This is a genomic window from Nocardia aobensis NBRC 100429 (assembly GCF_000308375.1).
GTDB classification, from domain to species: Bacteria; Actinomycetota; Actinomycetes; order Mycobacteriales; family Mycobacteriaceae; genus Nocardia; species Nocardia aobensis.
This window is the reverse complement of sequence record NZ_BAFQ01000298.1, coordinates 40,695-56,281: the sequence shown is the minus strand read 5'-3', so window position 1 is coordinate 56,281 and position 15,587 is coordinate 40,695. Positions and strand designations below refer to the sequence as shown.

General features: G+C 65.0%; 11 protein-coding genes. 5 read left to right on the top strand and 6 right to left on the bottom strand.

Translation table 11 applies throughout. From position 1 onward, the window contains the following. Positions 1-364: 364 nt before the first annotated feature. The 4 genes from RJ03_RS34445 to RJ03_RS34430 all read right to left on the bottom strand — a co-directional run bounded on the left by RJ03_RS34445 (position 365) and on the right by RJ03_RS34430 (position 6,171). Positions 365-751: a transposase family protein gene (locus RJ03_RS34445; RefSeq protein WP_036511432.1), complete on the bottom strand. Its 387-nt coding sequence runs from the start codon at positions 749-751 to the stop codon at positions 365-367. A 130-nt stretch (positions 752-881) separates the two neighbouring features. Continuing rightward, positions 882-2,174, bottom strand: coding sequence for a TetR/AcrR family transcriptional regulator (locus tag RJ03_RS34440; protein ID WP_036511429.1), 1,293 nt, complete (start codon positions 2,172-2,174; stop codon positions 882-884). A gap of 142 nt (positions 2,175-2,316) precedes the next feature. Continuing rightward, a complete protein-coding gene (locus tag RJ03_RS34435; protein WP_036511426.1) occupies positions 2,317-4,158 on the bottom strand; it encodes an AMP-dependent synthetase/ligase in 1,842 nt (613 codons plus the stop codon). Between the two features lie 12 nt (positions 4,159-4,170). Next, positions 4,171-6,171 carry a flavin-containing monooxygenase gene (locus RJ03_RS34430; RefSeq protein WP_036511610.1) on the bottom strand — a complete coding sequence of 667 codons (2,001 nt, stop codon included), beginning with the start codon at positions 6,169-6,171 and terminating at the stop codon, positions 4,171-4,173. Positions 6,172-6,295: 124 nt separating this feature from the next. Here RJ03_RS34430 and RJ03_RS34425 point away from each other — a divergent pair, with 124 nt between their 5' ends. Together RJ03_RS34425 and RJ03_RS34420 are read left to right on the top strand one after the other, a co-directional pair. Then, positions 6,296-7,465 (top strand): acyl-CoA dehydrogenase family protein, encoded by a 1,170-nt coding sequence (locus RJ03_RS34425; RefSeq protein WP_051025669.1) that lies wholly within the window; start codon positions 6,296-6,298, stop codon positions 7,463-7,465. Position 7,466: 1 nt separating this feature from the next. Beyond that, positions 7,467-8,606: an acyl-CoA dehydrogenase family protein gene (locus tag RJ03_RS34420; protein ID WP_036511420.1), complete on the top strand. Its 1,140-nt coding sequence runs from the start codon at positions 7,467-7,469 to the stop codon at positions 8,604-8,606. An 89-nt stretch (positions 8,607-8,695) separates the two neighbouring features. Here RJ03_RS34420 and RJ03_RS34415 read toward each other — a convergent pair whose 3' ends face one another. Then, positions 8,696-9,838 (bottom strand): CaiB/BaiF CoA transferase family protein, encoded by a 1,143-nt coding sequence (locus RJ03_RS34415; RefSeq protein WP_036511418.1) that lies wholly within the window; start codon positions 9,836-9,838, stop codon positions 8,696-8,698. After that, the gene (locus RJ03_RS34410) at positions 9,835-11,154 is read right to left on the bottom strand and encodes an oxygenase MpaB family protein (protein WP_036511607.1); all 1,320 of its coding nucleotides are present in this window, start codon (positions 11,152-11,154) and stop codon (positions 9,835-9,837) included. Before RJ03_RS34410 ends, RJ03_RS34415 begins: the two co-directional genes overlap by 4 nt. A gap of 142 nt (positions 11,155-11,296) precedes the next feature. Here RJ03_RS34410 and RJ03_RS34405 point away from each other — a divergent pair, with 142 nt between their 5' ends. The 3 genes from RJ03_RS34405 to RJ03_RS34395 all read left to right on the top strand — a co-directional run bounded on the left by RJ03_RS34405 (position 11,297) and on the right by RJ03_RS34395 (position 15,540). Continuing rightward, on the top strand, positions 11,297-12,004 hold the full coding sequence (locus RJ03_RS34405) for a nitroreductase (protein ID WP_036511415.1): 708 nt from the start codon (positions 11,297-11,299) through the stop codon (positions 12,002-12,004). Positions 12,005-12,087: 83 nt separating this feature from the next. Beyond that, complete coding sequence (locus RJ03_RS34400) at positions 12,088-13,305, top strand: acetyl-CoA C-acetyltransferase (protein ID WP_036511412.1); 1,218 nt, start codon at positions 12,088-12,090, stop codon at positions 13,303-13,305. A gap of 33 nt (positions 13,306-13,338) precedes the next feature. Next, entirely contained in the window at positions 13,339-15,540 is a 2,202-nt protein-coding gene (locus tag RJ03_RS34395) for a 3-hydroxyacyl-CoA dehydrogenase NAD-binding domain-containing protein (RefSeq protein ID WP_036511407.1), read from the top strand. Positions 15,541-15,587 lie beyond the last annotated feature (47 nt).

Sequence of the window (15,587 nt, the reverse complement as noted above, 5' to 3'; positions counted from 1 at the left end):
ATGTCATGTCTGTCGATGGCGCGGCTCGGCGCGGGTGGGACTGCAACGCCCGCCCCGCCGCGGGCGGAAGGGCGGTAGCCGCACGCGAGAGGTCGGTGGTTTGAAACCAGCCAGGTCCACTCTTGTCTATGCAACCGGTTCCGTGGACAGGTACGCGGGGAGTTGCCCGTCGGCGATCATTCGCCGGATGGTCGGACGAGGTTGATTCAACGACCGCATCCAGCAGTGATACCGATCCCACGAAATCAGCGGTGTAGGGGCACTATTGGGGCCTGGCGCGCGGCCGTGCCGGTGTCGAAAACGGCTGCAGGCGCGTCGCCGGGCACTCGTGCTTCAGTCGGGCTCCGCGCTGCTACCGGTGGGATTAGCTGGCCTTGTTGTATGCCTTGATGATGTCGGCTTGGATGCGGCCGCGGCCGGAAACGTTGTAGCCGTTGTTCTCCGCCCCTCGCGAATGGCACCGGTCTTCTGCTTGTCCACCTACGAGCGCGGCAGGGGCGTCCAACGCGTCGGTGGCTACCGCTTGGAGCAACCGGCGGATCGTCGATTCCACCGGCACCGAGGCGCCGAATGTCAACTCCGACAACACCGCCGCGGGCGCTTCGCCGACCCATTGACCGATCGCGGTCAACGAGCGTGCACCCGCGACCACGGCCGCCAGCACGGCCGCGAGAATCGCGTGCGCCGAATACCTCCCGCCGCGACGAGCCCGCGGATCGGTGACCTCCCCCAACACTTCCAGCAAACTCACCGCAGCGGGCAAAAGGTCCGATTCACCGCCATCGCAAGGCAACTCGACGGCCGGAACGGCCAGTGGCAATCGTTTGTTGGTGTTGTGGACACTGCGGCTACCGCCCGGCATTCGTAGCGCTCACTGACCGTCAAACTCCGTAGACCGCGGATGCCAGCAGATCGCCGAGGAAGGAGGCGACCGCGTCGATATCTTGGAGGCTCGTCTCACCCGCGAGTGAGCCGGCGATACTGCGTTCGATAGTCCACAACAGCACCGCGGCGAGTTCTGGAGACGGCGGCCCCTCGATGGCCAGTCCGGCCGCGCGGTCGTCGTCGATGATGCGCTCCATCACCGTCGTCATCCTCGCCACGGTGTGCAGATAGAGCTGGCGAAGTTCGGGGCGACGGGGCCATTCGTGGACGGCGTTACGCAGCACACCGAGATCGGCTGGGTCGAGGTCGAGCCACGCGTGAATCGCGCCTCGAATCCCGCCGGGGTCGGTGCGATCGATTGCGGCGAACCGCACGAATCCGCGGACAATGTCTTCGGCGACGGTTCGGAACAGTTCGATGAAGGCTTCGTCTTTGTTTCCGAAGTAGAAGTAAAATGTCGCCCGTGAGAGTTGTGAGCGTTCCAGGATCTTGGCAACGCTCAATTGATCCAGGGTCATTTCGCCGAGCAGTTCGCTCGTCGCTCGCAGGATTGCTGCTTTGGTCTCCGCATCGCCGCCGGTCGTCACCGGCTCGATGTTCTCGTCGGAAATCTCCAACGGCGCCGCCGCCGTGACCTTTTGCTTTCGGCAGCGTTTTGTACGGCGTTTCCCACCGTAAATGCCGGCCAAGGTTAGCTCTGTGATCGGCGCGACTGTCGATTCCGGGTCGGGAATTCGTGCGTCGAGCTTACGCTGCCCGATATAGAAAGCGCGCTCATAGGCGCAGACCAACACCGTGGCGATCAGCTGCGCCGGTGCACCTGCCGGAGCGCGGCCGGCCGCGCGCTCGAACTCGATCTGTTCGGCGATCGCGGAGACGAACCGCTGCAACATGACATTCCACGCTGCCGACAACGCGGGTGTCCCGTGCATGTTCTCGACGACGGCGCAGATCAGCGGTCCGTGCTCGGACCACATCCCTATTGTGCGCTGCAAATTGTCGCCCAGAGCGCGCTGACGGGAACGCCCGAGATCGGAATTCCACGGCCCTTCCTCGATATAGGTGTCATCGAGTAGCCGGGACACCATGGCGACAATCACATCGAACTTCGAAGCGAAGTAGTGGTAGAAGTTAGCTCGCGACAACCCCGCACTTTTGATGATTTGCGCAACGGTCAGGTCGTGCAGCGCGATCTCTTGCAGCAGTTGCTCAGTGGCCGCAAACACCGCGAGTTCGGCAACAGCGCCGCCGTCATGTGCGCGGGGTCGCTGGCGTGCTAGCGATTCCATGTCCACCTGCCTACAGTAGCCGATGTCTGGACATAATGAACGGTGTGGGTGTCTGTGCCGATTCACGACAGTGTGAGGTCGCAGCCGGGCGGGGTGAGTCGGCAAGCGATTCCTCACCCCGCCCGGAGTCCGAATGGCGTAGTCACGCCGGGCGTGCGGTGGATCGATAGATATCCTCGATAATGTCGGCGTATTTCCGAGCGATGCCTCGCCGACGCATTTTCATGGTCGGAGTGAGTTCTTCGGAGTCTGGAAGCCATTCAGTGTCCATTAGCCGGAAAGCTTTGATCTGCTCGACCCTGGACAGCCGCGTGTTCGCCTCCTCGACCGCGGCGCTGACCGCCGCCCTCACCTGAGGCTGCGCGGCGAGCGCGGCTATCGAGGCATCGGACAAACCCTTCTGCTGCGCGAAGATTCGCCCCGAGTCGGCGTCCAGCACGATGAGTGCGATGTTGAACGGTCGGCGATCGCCGATCACACATACCTGGCCGATCAGCGCGGACGCACTCTTCAGGGTGTTCTCGATGTTGACCGGAGACATGTTCTTGCCGGCCGCGTTGATGATGAGTTCTTTCTTGCGGTCGATGATCGAGACCCAGCCCTCGTCATCGATGTCCGCGATGTCGCCGGTATGGAGCCAGCCCTGCGCGTCGATGGCATCGGCCGTCCGGGCCGGGTCGTTCCGGTAGCCACGCATGACATGCGGTCCGCGCAGTAGCAACTCGCCATCCGGCGCGAGAGCCGCCTCGGTGCCCGGTTGGGCCAGGCCGACCTTCCCGATCCGGATATCGGTGGTCAGATTGGTGAAGCCCAAGGCGCCGGTTTCCGACATCCCGAACCCCTCCTGCAGTGGGAGGCCGATGGCGAGGAAGAACTCGTGCACCACCGGTGCGATCGGTGCGGCGCCGGTCATGAGCAATGCGATGCGGTCGAGGCCGAGCTGGGCCCGCAGCGGCCTGAAGATCCGCTCTTCGTCAGCGGCGACCCGGGCCTGGAGGTCGGCGGGGACTGCGCCCTGTCGCTGGCGTATCCGAACGTACTCGACCGCGGCCTCGAGGGCTTGTTCGGTCGAGGCCCTCTCTGCCGGGGGTAAGGAGCTGAACTTGCTGAGCAGGGCGCCGCGCAGCTTCTCCCAGATGCGCGGCACTCCGAGGAACCAGGACGGCCGGGTGGCGGCGACCGCGGCGAAAACCGTTGCGGCGTCGCGCACGGTGGTTATGGGCCATCCCGTGACGGTGGCCAGATAGTGAGAGAAGACGCGGTCCGCGGCATGCGCTGTGGGCAGGTAGGAGATGGCCGCCCCCTCGACTGTGAACGGGAAACGGATATTGCAGGAGTGCATCACGAACATGAGGTTCGAGTGCGTCAGTTCGACGCCCTTCGGATCGCCTGTGGTTCCGGAGGTGTAGATCAGGGTGGCGACATCGCTGGGCCGCACCGATTTCCAGGTTTCGGTGAAATCGAAGCCGTCAGGACGCCGACGGCGCAGTTCGGCGAGTGAGAGGGTGCGGGCGGAATCGGCGGCGACCGCGGCCTGGTCGGCGTCACTGATCACGATATGTTTCAGCGACGGCGCGTCGGTTCGCGCGATCACCTCGAGGTAGCGCTGCTCGGCCACCAGTACGGCATTGCCCGCGTTCCGGAACAGATAGGCGATCTGTTCGGGGGAGGAGGTGAGGTAGATCGAGAAGGGGGTGGCGCCCAGGTGTAGTGCTGCCATGTCGACGATGTGGAATTCGGGGCTGTTGGACATCAGGATGCCCACGGTGTCGCCGTGGCCGACGCCGAGCGCGGCCAGCCCGGCCGCGACTTCTTCGACAGCGGAACCGAATTGGTTCCAGCTGAGCGTGGTGTCCTCGCCGTGGGCGACGAGCGCGGGCGAGTCGCCTCGAGCGGCGACAGTGGCTTGAAACGCCTCGGGCAGTGTGGCGGCGGCGATGCCGGGCGCCGCGCCGTCGGTGGTGGCCTCGACCAGTTCGGACATGACTACCTCACATCATCGGGTTGTTGTAGGGGCGACGGACGCGTCGCGGTAACTGATCTCGAAGTCCGACAACTGCGGCTCGTGCACACGTTTCCAGTAGTCGATGTAGCGCCATGGGCTGTTGGTGACGATGCGGCCGCGATCGTTGCGATAGTAGGTGGTGGTTCCGCCGAAGTCCCAGACTGTCTGTGCCAGTGCCGCATCCAGTTCGCGGTTGTAGGCATCGTGCACATCCTGGCGCACCTCGACCGAGGCCCAGTTGTTGTCGATCAGTGCCGCGATCATGGCAGTGACGTACTGGACCTGCATCTCGGTACTCGCGATGACGGTGCCGCCGTGTCCGGTATTGGTGTTGGGCCCGTACAGGCAGAAGAAGTTCGGAAAACCCGGCACCGTGATACCCAGGTGCGCTCGGCCGTCGCCCTCGCCCCAGACCTCGCGTAGCGTGCGGCCGCCGCGGCCGCGCACGTCCATCGAGGCCAGCACATCGACGGCCTTGAAACCCGTTGCCAGAACGAGGATGTCGGCCGGATGCTCGGCGCCGTCGGCCGTGCGCACCCCCTCGGCGGTGATGGTGGCGATAGGGGCGGTCACCAGCGTGACATTGTCGCGGCGCAGCGTACGGAACCAGCCCGCGTCGATGAGCATGCGCTTTCCGTAGGGCGGGTAGTCGGGGACGCTCTTGGCGATCAGGTCGGGGCGGCCGTCCAGTTCGTGTTCGATGTACGCCGTCAGATGTCGGCGCAGTTTGTCGTTGGCCTTGTTTACCGCCCGGCCGAGGTGTGGGTAGTCGGGGTCGACCTGTAGCAGGCCCCACACCTTGTCGCCCATACGCCAGAACAGTCGAGCGCGGTACCAGGCCAGATAGAACGGTACGTGCTCGCTGAGAAACTGGAATGCCGACGACACCGCACGGCCCTTGAGCGGGTGCGGAGTCGCCCATTGCGGAGTGCGCTGAAACACCGTCACGTGCTCGGCGGTCTCTGCGCTGGTGGGGACGAGTTGCATTGCGCTGGCGCCGGTTCCGACGACCGCGATCCGTTTGCCGGCCGGATCCACGTCCGGGTCCCACTGCGCGGTGTGCGCGATGGATCCGCGGAACTCTCCGAGCCCGGGCAGATCCGGCACGCTGGGCTGATTCAGTAGCCCGACGGCGCTGACCACCACGTCGGCGGTCAGTGTTTCGGAATCGCCGCCGGCCGATTCGACCGTGAGGTGCCACCGGTTCGTGTGCTCGTCGAAGATCGCTGTGCGAACCCGGGTGCCCAGCCGAATGTGTTCGAGCACTCCGTGGCGTTCGGCGAGGGTGCGCCAGTAGCGGGCGAGCTCGGACTGCGGTGCGAAATAGCTGGACCAGTCCGGTTTGGGGTCGAACGAGAGCGCATAGAGGTGACTCGGGGTGTCCACTCCGCAACCGGGATAGACGTTTTCGTGCCAGGTACCGCCCACCTCGGTGTTCTTGTCCACCACGAGGTAGTCGACACCGGCTTGTCCCAGCCGAATCGCCATGGCCAGGCCGGAGACGCCGGCGCCGACGATGATCACCCGAAACGTCGGGTCGATCGGTGCCGAGGGCTCGGTGTGGCGGGGATAGATTCCCATTTCCTCGCCGAGCAATCTGCCGTATTCGGCGGGGATCGTTTCGCCCAGCATGACCGAGAGCACCAGCGCGAGCCGGTCGGGCTCCGGGGGAGTGTGTCCGAACGTCTCGGTTCCGTCTCGCCAGGCCCGAAGCGCCTCCGTCGCCTCGTCGATGATCTGTTGCCGCACAACCTCGTCGAAGCCGCCCGAATCGTGGTCGCCGAGGTCGGGTGGTGGTGTCGGCAGGTACGGAGCCTTGATCCAGCGGTCCTGTCCGGTCAGTACAGCGAGCGCACCGAGCAACACGGGCAGATTCGCCTCGTGGAGTGCGGCGGCGAGTTCGTCGTCGGTGAAATCGGGCGACGGCTGAAAACTTCCGAGCGGTTGCAGACCCCAGCGGGCTGGGCTCGAAGGGGGATTCGACTGCGGCATACGGCGACCATACAATTTGTTCAGATACAGTGTCAATTGCGTTTTCGGGCTGCGTTCGATGCTGGTGAGAAAGTATTACGAACCGTACGGACACGATGTATGGATCGCATGTATTGTCGCCTGTATGACGACATCAGAGCAACGAGTGAGTGCAGGGTCGGTGTACGACGCTGAACACGAAGCCTTCCGGCAGAGTTTCCGAAAATTCCTGGAGTCCCGTGTGGTTCCGCACTACCCGCAGTGGGAGAAGGACGGCATCATCCCGAGGCGGTTGTTCGCCGAGGCAGGCGGGCATGGCTTTCTCGGTATGGCTATCGGCGAGGAGTTCGGTGGCGGCGGCGTCGACGACTTTCGATTCAACGCGGTGATCGCGGAGGAGGTATCGCGGGCCGGGGTGATGTCGTTCGGCGTCAACCTGCACAACGACATCTGCGTGCCCTATTTCCTGCGCTATGCGAACGACGAGCAGCGCAAGCGGTGGCTGCCCGGGCTCGCGAGCGGAGAGCTGATCGCTGCTATCGCCATGACCGAGCCGGGTACCGGCTCCGATCTCGCCGGTATCGAGACCACCGCCGTACTCGACGGTGACCACTATGTGCTCAACGGTGCGAAAACCTTCATTTCCAACGGAATCAATGCCGATCTGGTGATTGTCGCGGCACGTACCGATCGCGATGCGGGCAGGCACGACGGACTTTCGCTGATCGTGGTCGAACGCGACACTCCAGGGTTCACTCGCGGCCGCAATTTGGACAAGATCGGGATGCACGCCCAGGACACGGCCGAACTGTTCTTCGAGGATGCCGCAGTACCCGCGGCGAACCTGCTGGGCGATCCGGGTAGCGGATTCACCGCGCTGGTGTCGAATCTGCCACAGGAGCGCCTGACCATCGCGGTGGCGAGTGCCGCGGCCGCCGCTCGCGCGGTGGAGCATGCCACCGAATACGTGCGCGAGCGGAGGGCATTCGGAAAGCCGTTGGCGGCGTTCCAGAACACCAGGTTCGCGCTGGCACAGGCGTACTCCGACACCGAGGTGGTGCGCTCCTTCGTCACAGATTGCCTGCGCGAACACCTCGACGGGCGTCTGACCGCCGATCGCGCGGCCATGGCCAAGCTCGAAGCCACCGAGGTACAGGGTCGTGTGGTCGATGCCTGCCTGCAGCTGTTCGGTGGCTATGGATACATGGCCGAGTACTCGATCGCCCGCGCGTACGCCGATGCCAGGGTGCAGCGGATCTATGGCGGAACCAGCGAAATCATGAAGGAGATCGTCGGGAAAGCGATGGGTATCTGAGATGGAACGGACCATCTTCGCGGACGAACACCATCAGTTCCGTGCCTCGGTACGTAGCTTCCTGAATCGCCACGCCGTGCCGCACACCGCTGAATGGGAGGCCACGGGGCAGGTCGACCGTGGTTTCTGGAAAGCCGCAGCGGCACAGGGACTGGTGGGATTCGCGGCGGCGGAGGAGTTCGGTGGCGCGGGTCTGCGTGACTTCCGGTTCAACGCCGTGCTCAACGAGGAGGTAGTGCGCACCGGAACGGTCGGTGATGGCTTCTCGCTCACCAACGACATCGTGCTGCCGTACTTCCTGGATATTGCCGCGCCCGCACAACAGAGGCGTTGGATACCCGGAATCGTCAACGGCGACATCGCGATCGCCGTGGCCATGTCCGAGCCCGGCACCGGATCCGACCTGCGGGCCATCAAAACCACTGCGGTCCGCGACGGAAACGGCTGGCGGCTCAACGGTGCCAAGACTTTCGTGACCCGCGGCATCCAAGCCGACCTGATCATTGTGGCCGCCCGTATCCCGGAGGGAGACGGTGGAGGATTCGGCCTGTTCGTCGTCCCGTCGGACCGCGACGGGTTCGAACGTGGCCGCAAACTCGAGAAGATCGGCCGGCGTGCCCAGGACACCGCCGAGCTGTTCTTTCGTGACGTACATGTGCCGGAGACCGATGTGCTCGGTGAGCCGGGTAAGGGCCTGCACTACCTGATGAGCAACTTGGCCCAGGAGCGGCTGTCGATGGCGGTGGTCGCGGTCGCCAGCGCCGAGTACGCCGTCGAGACCGCGATCGCATATGCCAAGGAACGCAATGCTTTCGGCCGGCCGATCGGCTCGTTCCAGGCAAACCGGTTCCGGCTCGCGGAGCTATCCACCAAGGTCGGGTTCGCTCGGGTCTACGTCGATCGATGCATCGAAGCGCAGAACAGCGGTGAGCTGACCGCCGCGGAGGCAGCCGGGGCCAAGTTCTCCACCACCGAACTCGAATTCGAGGCGCTGGACGCCTGCCTGCAGTTGCACGGCGGCTACGGCTATATGGAGGAGTACGAGGTCGCGCGGCGATGGCGCGATGCGCGGGTGCAGCGCATCTACGGTGGCACCAACGAGATCATGCGAGAGATTGTCGGCCGGTCGCTCGGTCTCTAGTCCTTGCGGTCCAGGACGGTCGCACCGCGATACCGTTGCCGCGCTGATCTTCTCGCGGCTTCGGCAACGCGGTGCGACCGTCTCGCCGCTCAGTCGGCGACGACCCCGCCGGCGACGAGTGCGTCCACCGCCTGCTGCGGGTAGCCGAGGTCGGTGAGGATCTGGCGGCTGTCCGCGCCCGGCGCTCGGCGCGGACGCGGTGCGGTGGGCGCGACGCCGTCGAATCTGGGTGCGGGTGCGGGTTGGACCACACCGTCGATATCGACGAAGGTGCCGCGTGCGCGGTGATGTGGATGCTCCACCGTTTCAGCGAGCGACAGTACCGGCGCGTAGCAGGTGTCGGTACCGAGGAACAGCTCGTCCAACTCTGCCCGGTCGTAGCCGGCGATCCGCTCGGCCAGGATGCGGCGGTACTCGTCCCAGTTCTCGATGTCGAACTGGTTGTCTCGCACCTCGTCCGGCATCTCGAGGAGGTCGCACAGTTTCTGCCAGAAGGCCGATTCGATGGCGCCGATGCTCACCCACTGCCCGTCTCGGGTGCGGTAGACGTCGTAGAAGAAGGCGCCGGAGTCGAGTAAATGGGTGCCGCGCTCGGCTGTGAAGGTTCCTTCGGCGCGGTAAGTGTGGAACATCGCCATCAACGCGGAGATGCCGTCGATCATGGCGGCGTCGACAACCCGGCCACCGGCGCCGGCGCGTGCGGACAGGATCCCGGCCAGCATGCCTACACCGAGCAGCATTCCGCCGCCGCCGAAGTCGCCGACCAAGTTCAACGGAGGGACTGGCGCTTGGCCCTTGCGGCCGATCGCGTGTAGGGCGCCGGCCAGCGCGATGTAGTTGATGTCGTGGCCCGGCATGGATGCCATCGGCCCCGTTTGCCCCCAGCCGGTCATCCGGCCGTATACCAGATTCGGATTCACGGCCAGGCAGTCCTGTGGTCCCACGCCGAGCCGCTCGGCCACCCCGGGACGGAACGTCTCGATGAGGCCGTCCGCCTCGCCACAGAGCTTGCGCACCACTTCCGCGCCCGCGGGGTTCTTCAGATCGAGGGCGAGATGTCTTCTGCTCCGAAACAGGATCGAATGTCCTTGGGCCGCCCAGGGATTGCCGCCCGGTCGGTCCACGCAGATCACCTCGGCACCCAAGTCGGCGAGCATCATTCCCGCGAACGGGCCGGGGCCGATACCGGCCAATTCGATGATTCGCACTCCATCGAGGGGCGGCCGCGTCATGAGGAACTCACCCGGGGCATGCCCCCCTTGTTGGCGGTGATGTCGGCGTGCACTTCGTCCGGGTTGGCGACTGCGGCGGCCTTCTGCCCGGCGGGTACTTCGATCGCGGCGTTGAAGGTGCGAAGAATATCGAAGGCGGTGCGTTCGTCGTCATGGGGGAGGAGCCGGCTGATCCGGTCGGCGGCAGAGACGAACGGGCGGACGGCGGGCAGTACATGTCGCCAGCGCGTTCGTTCGGCGCCGAGTGCTGTCATGACGTCGGCGGGGATCCAGGAGTGCAACAGACCGTAGGCCAAGGACAGGCGGCGCTCCGTGGTCATGAATTTCGCCACCGGGCCGGGAAGTACCTCTACGTCGCCGGGCGGATTCTCAACGCTGAACTTGATGATGGAATGCACCACTTCCCGGCACAAATCGTCCGGTGGCTGCTCGATCAGCGTGTGGAGTTCGGTCTTGCGCCGCGCGTCTTCGTAGCCGGTGTGCAGGATGTCTTCCGGGACTCCGATCACGTACCCGACGTAGCGGCTGAGCGCGAAGATGTCCTCGAGTTCGCGATCGCTGTAGCGGATGCCCGAGTTTTGCACGGCGTCGATGAATTTCACCCCGAACTGTCCCGCCTGGGTGACCATACCGTCGAGGTTATTGATCGGCACACCCCATCGGGCCCAGTCCCAGGCTTCCGAACGTCCCAGACTGTGCCGGACCGCGGCGTGGATCATTCGTACCTTGGCAGTGAGCCGGAACCCCTCGTCGAAGCGGTGCATTCCTCCGGGTGTGTAGGCGGCGACGACGTAGCGGAAGCTCTCGATCAGCCGGGTGCCGACCCTGTCCGAGTGTTGCAGCCGCCCGCTGAACAGCACCGGCCTGGTTGCGCTGTACATGGAGAACCCGCCCGCGATGGTCGCCCATGCCAACACCGGCGGGACGATGGGGCCGGCCCGCCAGAAGGCGACCGCGCCTCGGTAGAGCTGGTCGAAATCAACCCAATCCGGGATCCGGTCGAACTGCTCGAACAGCGCGACCAGGCCGGGACTCGGGTCTTCGACAGCGTCGATTCCCTGTTCGAGGGCCAGATCGAACGTGCGCCAGTTGGTGGTGTTGCTCTTGTCCTTGAAGTCGAGCATCGCCTGATAGGCGTAGTCGTCGGCGAGCAGTGCGTGATCGGTCAGCTTCTCGACCATCTCACGGCCGAACATTGCGATCGCCTTGTCCTTGTTGGCGATGCGGCCGAGGTCTATGCCGCGGGGAAGTCCGGGCGGGACATCCAAGTCGCCGCGGAAGGTGCGGGCCTCCGGGCGCGTCGATGCGCTGGTCATTTCCATCTCCTCGTTGTGACTGTGGTTACAGCGAGGGTAGACCCGACTGAACACTATGTCTACACTGACTGTCTGGCTTCGTTGTTCGTAAGGCTCTTGCCCGCGATGCCGGTCGTTTGCCATCTTCGGTAAGGAATCCGCCATGCCTGACACTGCTGTTCTCCGTTCCGACGACGAGGCCACCGCGGCGCTGGAACGCCTGCTGGCCGATCGATGGAGTTGTCGCGCATTCCGGCCGGAACCTGTTGCGCGCGAGGAGATCCTGCGGATACTCGACCTGGCCCGTCGCTCACCGTCGTGGTGCAACACCCAGCCCTGGCATGTGCACGTGACGAGCGGGGCCGAAACCGAGCGCTTCCGCGCTGCGTTGCGCTCCGCTATTGCCGATGGGTTGCAGCAGTCGCCCGACATCGCGTTTCCGGAAGCGTATGAAGGTGTATATCGCGAGCGGCGGCAGATCAGCGGCCGGCAGCTGTATTCGAGTCTCGGCATCGAAAAGGGTGATCGGATCGCTTCTGGCCGGCAGATGTTGCGCAATTTCGAACTATTCGATGCGCCGCACGTCGCGATTGTGACCACCGAGCGGGCGCTCGGCTCCTATGGTGCCGTCGATTGCGGGATCTTTGTCTCGAATTTCTTGCTCGCCGCGCACAGCCGCGGGATCGGAACCATTCCGCAGGCCGCGCTGGCCACTCAGGCGCCCCTCATACGGCGGCACTTCGGCCTGCCCGCGAATCGGCAGGTGCTGGTGGGAATCTCGTTCGGCTACGCCGATGACGATCACCCGGTCAACTCCTATCGCACCGATCGGCAGGACCTGAACCAATTAGCGACATTTTGCGAAGGCTAGACATGTAGTTCATACACGTTGTATGGTCCGGAAAGTGCCTGATCGCAGCGGCACTCGCGAATATCAATAGGTAAGGAGTCCTCATGCCGGAGACACAGGCGCTGATCTACGACGCCGTCCGGACCCCCAGGGGCCGGGGTAAGAATTCCGGTTCCCTGCACACCGTCAAACCGATCGACCTGGCGAGCGGGACCATCGAAGCTGTGCTCGAGCGCAACCCATCGCTGGATCCCGGTCGAGTCGACGACATCGTGCTCGGCGTGGTGACTCCCGTGGGGGAGCAGGGCGGCGACATCGCCCGGACAGCCGCGCTGGTGTCGGGGCTGCCGCACACCGTCGCGGGAGTGCAGATAAACCGTTTCTGTGCCTCCGGTCTGGAAGCGGTCAACCTCGCGGCGCAGAAGGTGCGTTCCGGCTTCGAGGACGTGGTGCTGGCAGGCGGTGTCGAATCCATGTCCCGGGTGCCGATGAGCTCCGACGGGGCGGCCTGGATGGAAGACCCGATGACCAACCTCGTCACCGGATTCGTGCCCCAGGGCATCGGCGCCGATCTGATCGCCACCATCGAGGGTTTCGGGCGCGCCGATGTGGACGAGTTCGCCGCACGCTCGCACGAGCTCGCCGCGAAGGCCGAGTCGGAGGGGCGGTTCGAGGGTTCGGTGGTGCCGGTGCGCGACCGCAACGGCCGAATCGTGCTCGACCGCCACGAGACCATTCGCCCGGGTACCAGTGTCGAGTCGCTCGCCAAGCTCAGCCCATCCTTCGCCGCGCTGGGCGCCTCCGCTGGATTCGATGCTGTTGCGCTGCAGGAATTCCCGCACGTCGAGCGGATCGATCATGTCCACCACGCCGGCAACAGCTCGGGCATCGTCGACGGGGCGGCGCTCCTGGTGATCGGCAGTGAGCGTGCGGGCGCCGAACTGGGGCTGACTCCGCGCGGACGCATCGTGTCCACCGCGGTCTCCGGCGACAACCCGACCATCATGCTGACCGCCCCCGCCCCGGCATCGCGCAAGGCACTGGCCAAGGCGGGCCTGGCCGTGGAAGACATCGATCTCTTCGAGGTCAACGAGGCATTCGCCTCGGTCGTCATGCGTTTCGTCAAGGATCTCGCCGTCGATCTCGACAAGGTCAATGTCAACGGCGGCGCGATAGCGATGGGCCATCCGCTCGGCGCCACCGGGGCGATGCTGGTAGGCACCGTGCTGGACGAACTGCACAGAACCGGCGGCCGATATGGCCTGGTGACGCTGTGTGTGGGTGGCGGGATGGGCATCGCCACCGTCGTAGAAGCCCTCTGATCGTCGACGAACCCAAAAGGACACGGAAATACGATGAGTACTGCCAGCGCAATTCACCTGACGCGCGATCCGGACGGGATCGTCACCTTGACGATCGATGACCCGAATCAACGTGTCAACACGATGAATTCACTGTTCGTGGAGTCCCTCGCCGCCGAACTCGACGCTATCGAGCGGGCCGATGATGTGACGGGGGTGATCATCACCTCCGCCAAGAAGACCTTCTTCGCCGGTGGTGACCTGAACGACCTGCGCACGGCGAGCCGCGACCGGCTCGACGAGTTCGCCGCGTTCGTCGAACGCAACAGCGCCCTGCTGCGGCGGCTGGAGAAACTGCCGGTTCCGGTGGTCGCGGCGATCAACGGCTCGGCACTGGGAGGCGGTCTGGAACTTGCCCTGGCCGCCCACCACCGAATCGTCGTCGATGCGCCCGATCTGCGCCTCGGACTGCCGGAGGTCACGCTGGGGCTGCTGCCCGGTGCGGGGGGCGTGGTGCGATCGGTGCGCATGCTCGGAGTCCGGGTGGCACTGCAGGAACTGCTGCTCACCGGCAAAAAACACACGGTGGCCCACGCGCGCGAACTCGGTCTCGTCGATGAAGCCGTGTCCACCGTAGCTGAACTACCCGCGGCCGCAGCGGCCTGGATCCGGGAGCACGCCGATGCTCGACAGCCATGGGACACAACGGGATTCAACATTCCCGGCGGCGCTCCGGGCGACCGCGGGCAGGCGCTGGCCGCGACCCTGCCCGCCCTGGCGGCCAGCCTACGTGCGCAGACGAAAGGCGCTCCCTGCCCGGCGCGGGAGAACATCCTCGCCGCAGCGGTCGAAGGCGCTCAGGTCGATGTCGACAACGCCTTGACGATCGAGGCGCGCTACTTCCTGGATCTGGCGACCGGCCAGATCGCGAAGAATATGATTCAGGCGAATTTCTTCGATATGCAAGTGGTCAGCGGACCTCGCGGCCGTGATGCGGCGCGTGAGCCGTGGTCGCCGCGTAAGGCGATCGTGCTCGGTGCCGGGATGATGGGTGCGGGAATCGCGTACCAGTGTGCGGTCTCGGGAATCGAGGTCGTACTCAAAGACGTGACCGCCGAGGCCGCACAGCGTGGCAAAGGTTATTCGCAGCGGGTGCTCGACAAGCGAGTGAAGTCCGGGCTGGTCTCCGCGAAGTTCCGGGACGAGGTGCTGGCTCGTATCCAGCCGACCGCCGATGCCGACGACGCGGCCGGTGCCGATCTCGTGATCGAGGCGGTCTTCGAGGATCCAGCGCTCAAGACGAATGTGCTTCGTGAGATCGAGCCGCTGCTGGCCCCCGACGCGCTGATCGGATCGAACACATCTACCCTGCCGATCACAGGGCTCGCCGACAGTGTCACCGACCCTGCACGCTTCATCGGGTTGCACTTCTTCAGCCCGGTGGACCGGATGCCGCTGCTCGAGATCATCAAGGGTGGGCGCAGCTCGCAGGAAACCCTTTCCCGCGCATTGGATCTGGCGCGTCTGATCGCCAAGACACCGATCGTGGTCAACGACAGCCGGGGGTTCTTCACCAGCCGGGTGATCGGCACCTTCGTCAACGAGGCGTTGGCCATGCTGGGAGAAGGTGTGCCGGCGCCGGTGATCGAACAGGCGACGACCCGGGCGGGCTACCCGGCCCCGGCACTGCAACTGGCCGACGAGCTGAATCTGGAACTGCTGCGGCGAGTGCGTGACGCTTCCCGCGACGCCGCGAATGCCGCGGGCGGCACCTGGGTCGCGCATCCGGCCGAGGCGGTGCTCGATCGCATGTTGAACGAGTTCGGCCGCGCCGGTCGGTTGGCGGGGGCCGGCTTCTACGAATACGTCGACGGTGTCCGGCAGCGACTGTGGCCGCATCTGGCAGAGGCTTTCGGGGCGTCGCGGGCGGATGTGCCGTTCACCGATGTCAAGGAGCGAATGCTGTTCGTCGAGGCGATCGAGTCGGTGAAGTGTCTCGACGAGGGTGTTCTGGAGTCGGTGCCCGATGCCAACATCGGCTCGTTGCTGGGCATCGGTTATCCCGGCTGGACCGGTGGTGTTCTGCAGTACATCGACGGATATGCCGGAGGCGTAGCGGGTTTCGTGCGCCGTGCCGAGGAGTTGGCCGCCGCTTACGGCGACCGCTTCGCACCGCCGGCCTCACTGGTCGCGCTGGCCGGCGAGGGCGGCACACTCGCGGCCGCACACGCAGCCCCGGAGCCTGTGCGCTCCTGAGTTTTCCGGGGCCGCTGTAGTTCTCGGCTCCGTCCGAACCGCCCGTC

Coding starts and splice junctions, on each gene's coding strand:
- RJ03_RS34405 (WP_036511415.1), top strand. CDS start 11,297: ATGCCTGACACTGCTGTTCTCCGTTCCGACGACGAGGCCACCGCGGCG.
- RJ03_RS34440 (WP_036511429.1), bottom strand. CDS start 2,174: ATGGAATCGCTAGCACGCCAGCGACCCCGCGCACATGACGGCGGCGCT.
- RJ03_RS34410 (WP_036511607.1), bottom strand. CDS start 11,154: ATGACCAGCGCATCGACGCGCCCGGAGGCCCGCACCTTCCGCGGCGAC.
- RJ03_RS34425 (WP_051025669.1), top strand. CDS start 6,296: ATGACGACATCAGAGCAACGAGTGAGTGCAGGGTCGGTGTACGACGCT.
- RJ03_RS34415 (WP_036511418.1), bottom strand. CDS start 9,838: ATGACGCGGCCGCCCCTCGATGGAGTGCGAATCATCGAATTGGCCGGT.
- RJ03_RS34435 (WP_036511426.1), bottom strand. CDS start 4,158: ATGTCCGAACTGGTCGAGGCCACCACCGACGGCGCGGCGCCCGGCATC.
- RJ03_RS34400 (WP_036511412.1), top strand. CDS start 12,088: ATGCCGGAGACACAGGCGCTGATCTACGACGCCGTCCGGACCCCCAGG.
- RJ03_RS34420 (WP_036511420.1), top strand. CDS start 7,467: ATGGAACGGACCATCTTCGCGGACGAACACCATCAGTTCCGTGCCTCG.
- RJ03_RS34430 (WP_036511610.1), bottom strand. CDS start 6,171: ATGCCGCAGTCGAATCCCCCTTCGAGCCCAGCCCGCTGGGGTCTGCAA.
- RJ03_RS34395 (WP_036511407.1), top strand. CDS start 13,339: ATGAGTACTGCCAGCGCAATTCACCTGACGCGCGATCCGGACGGGATC.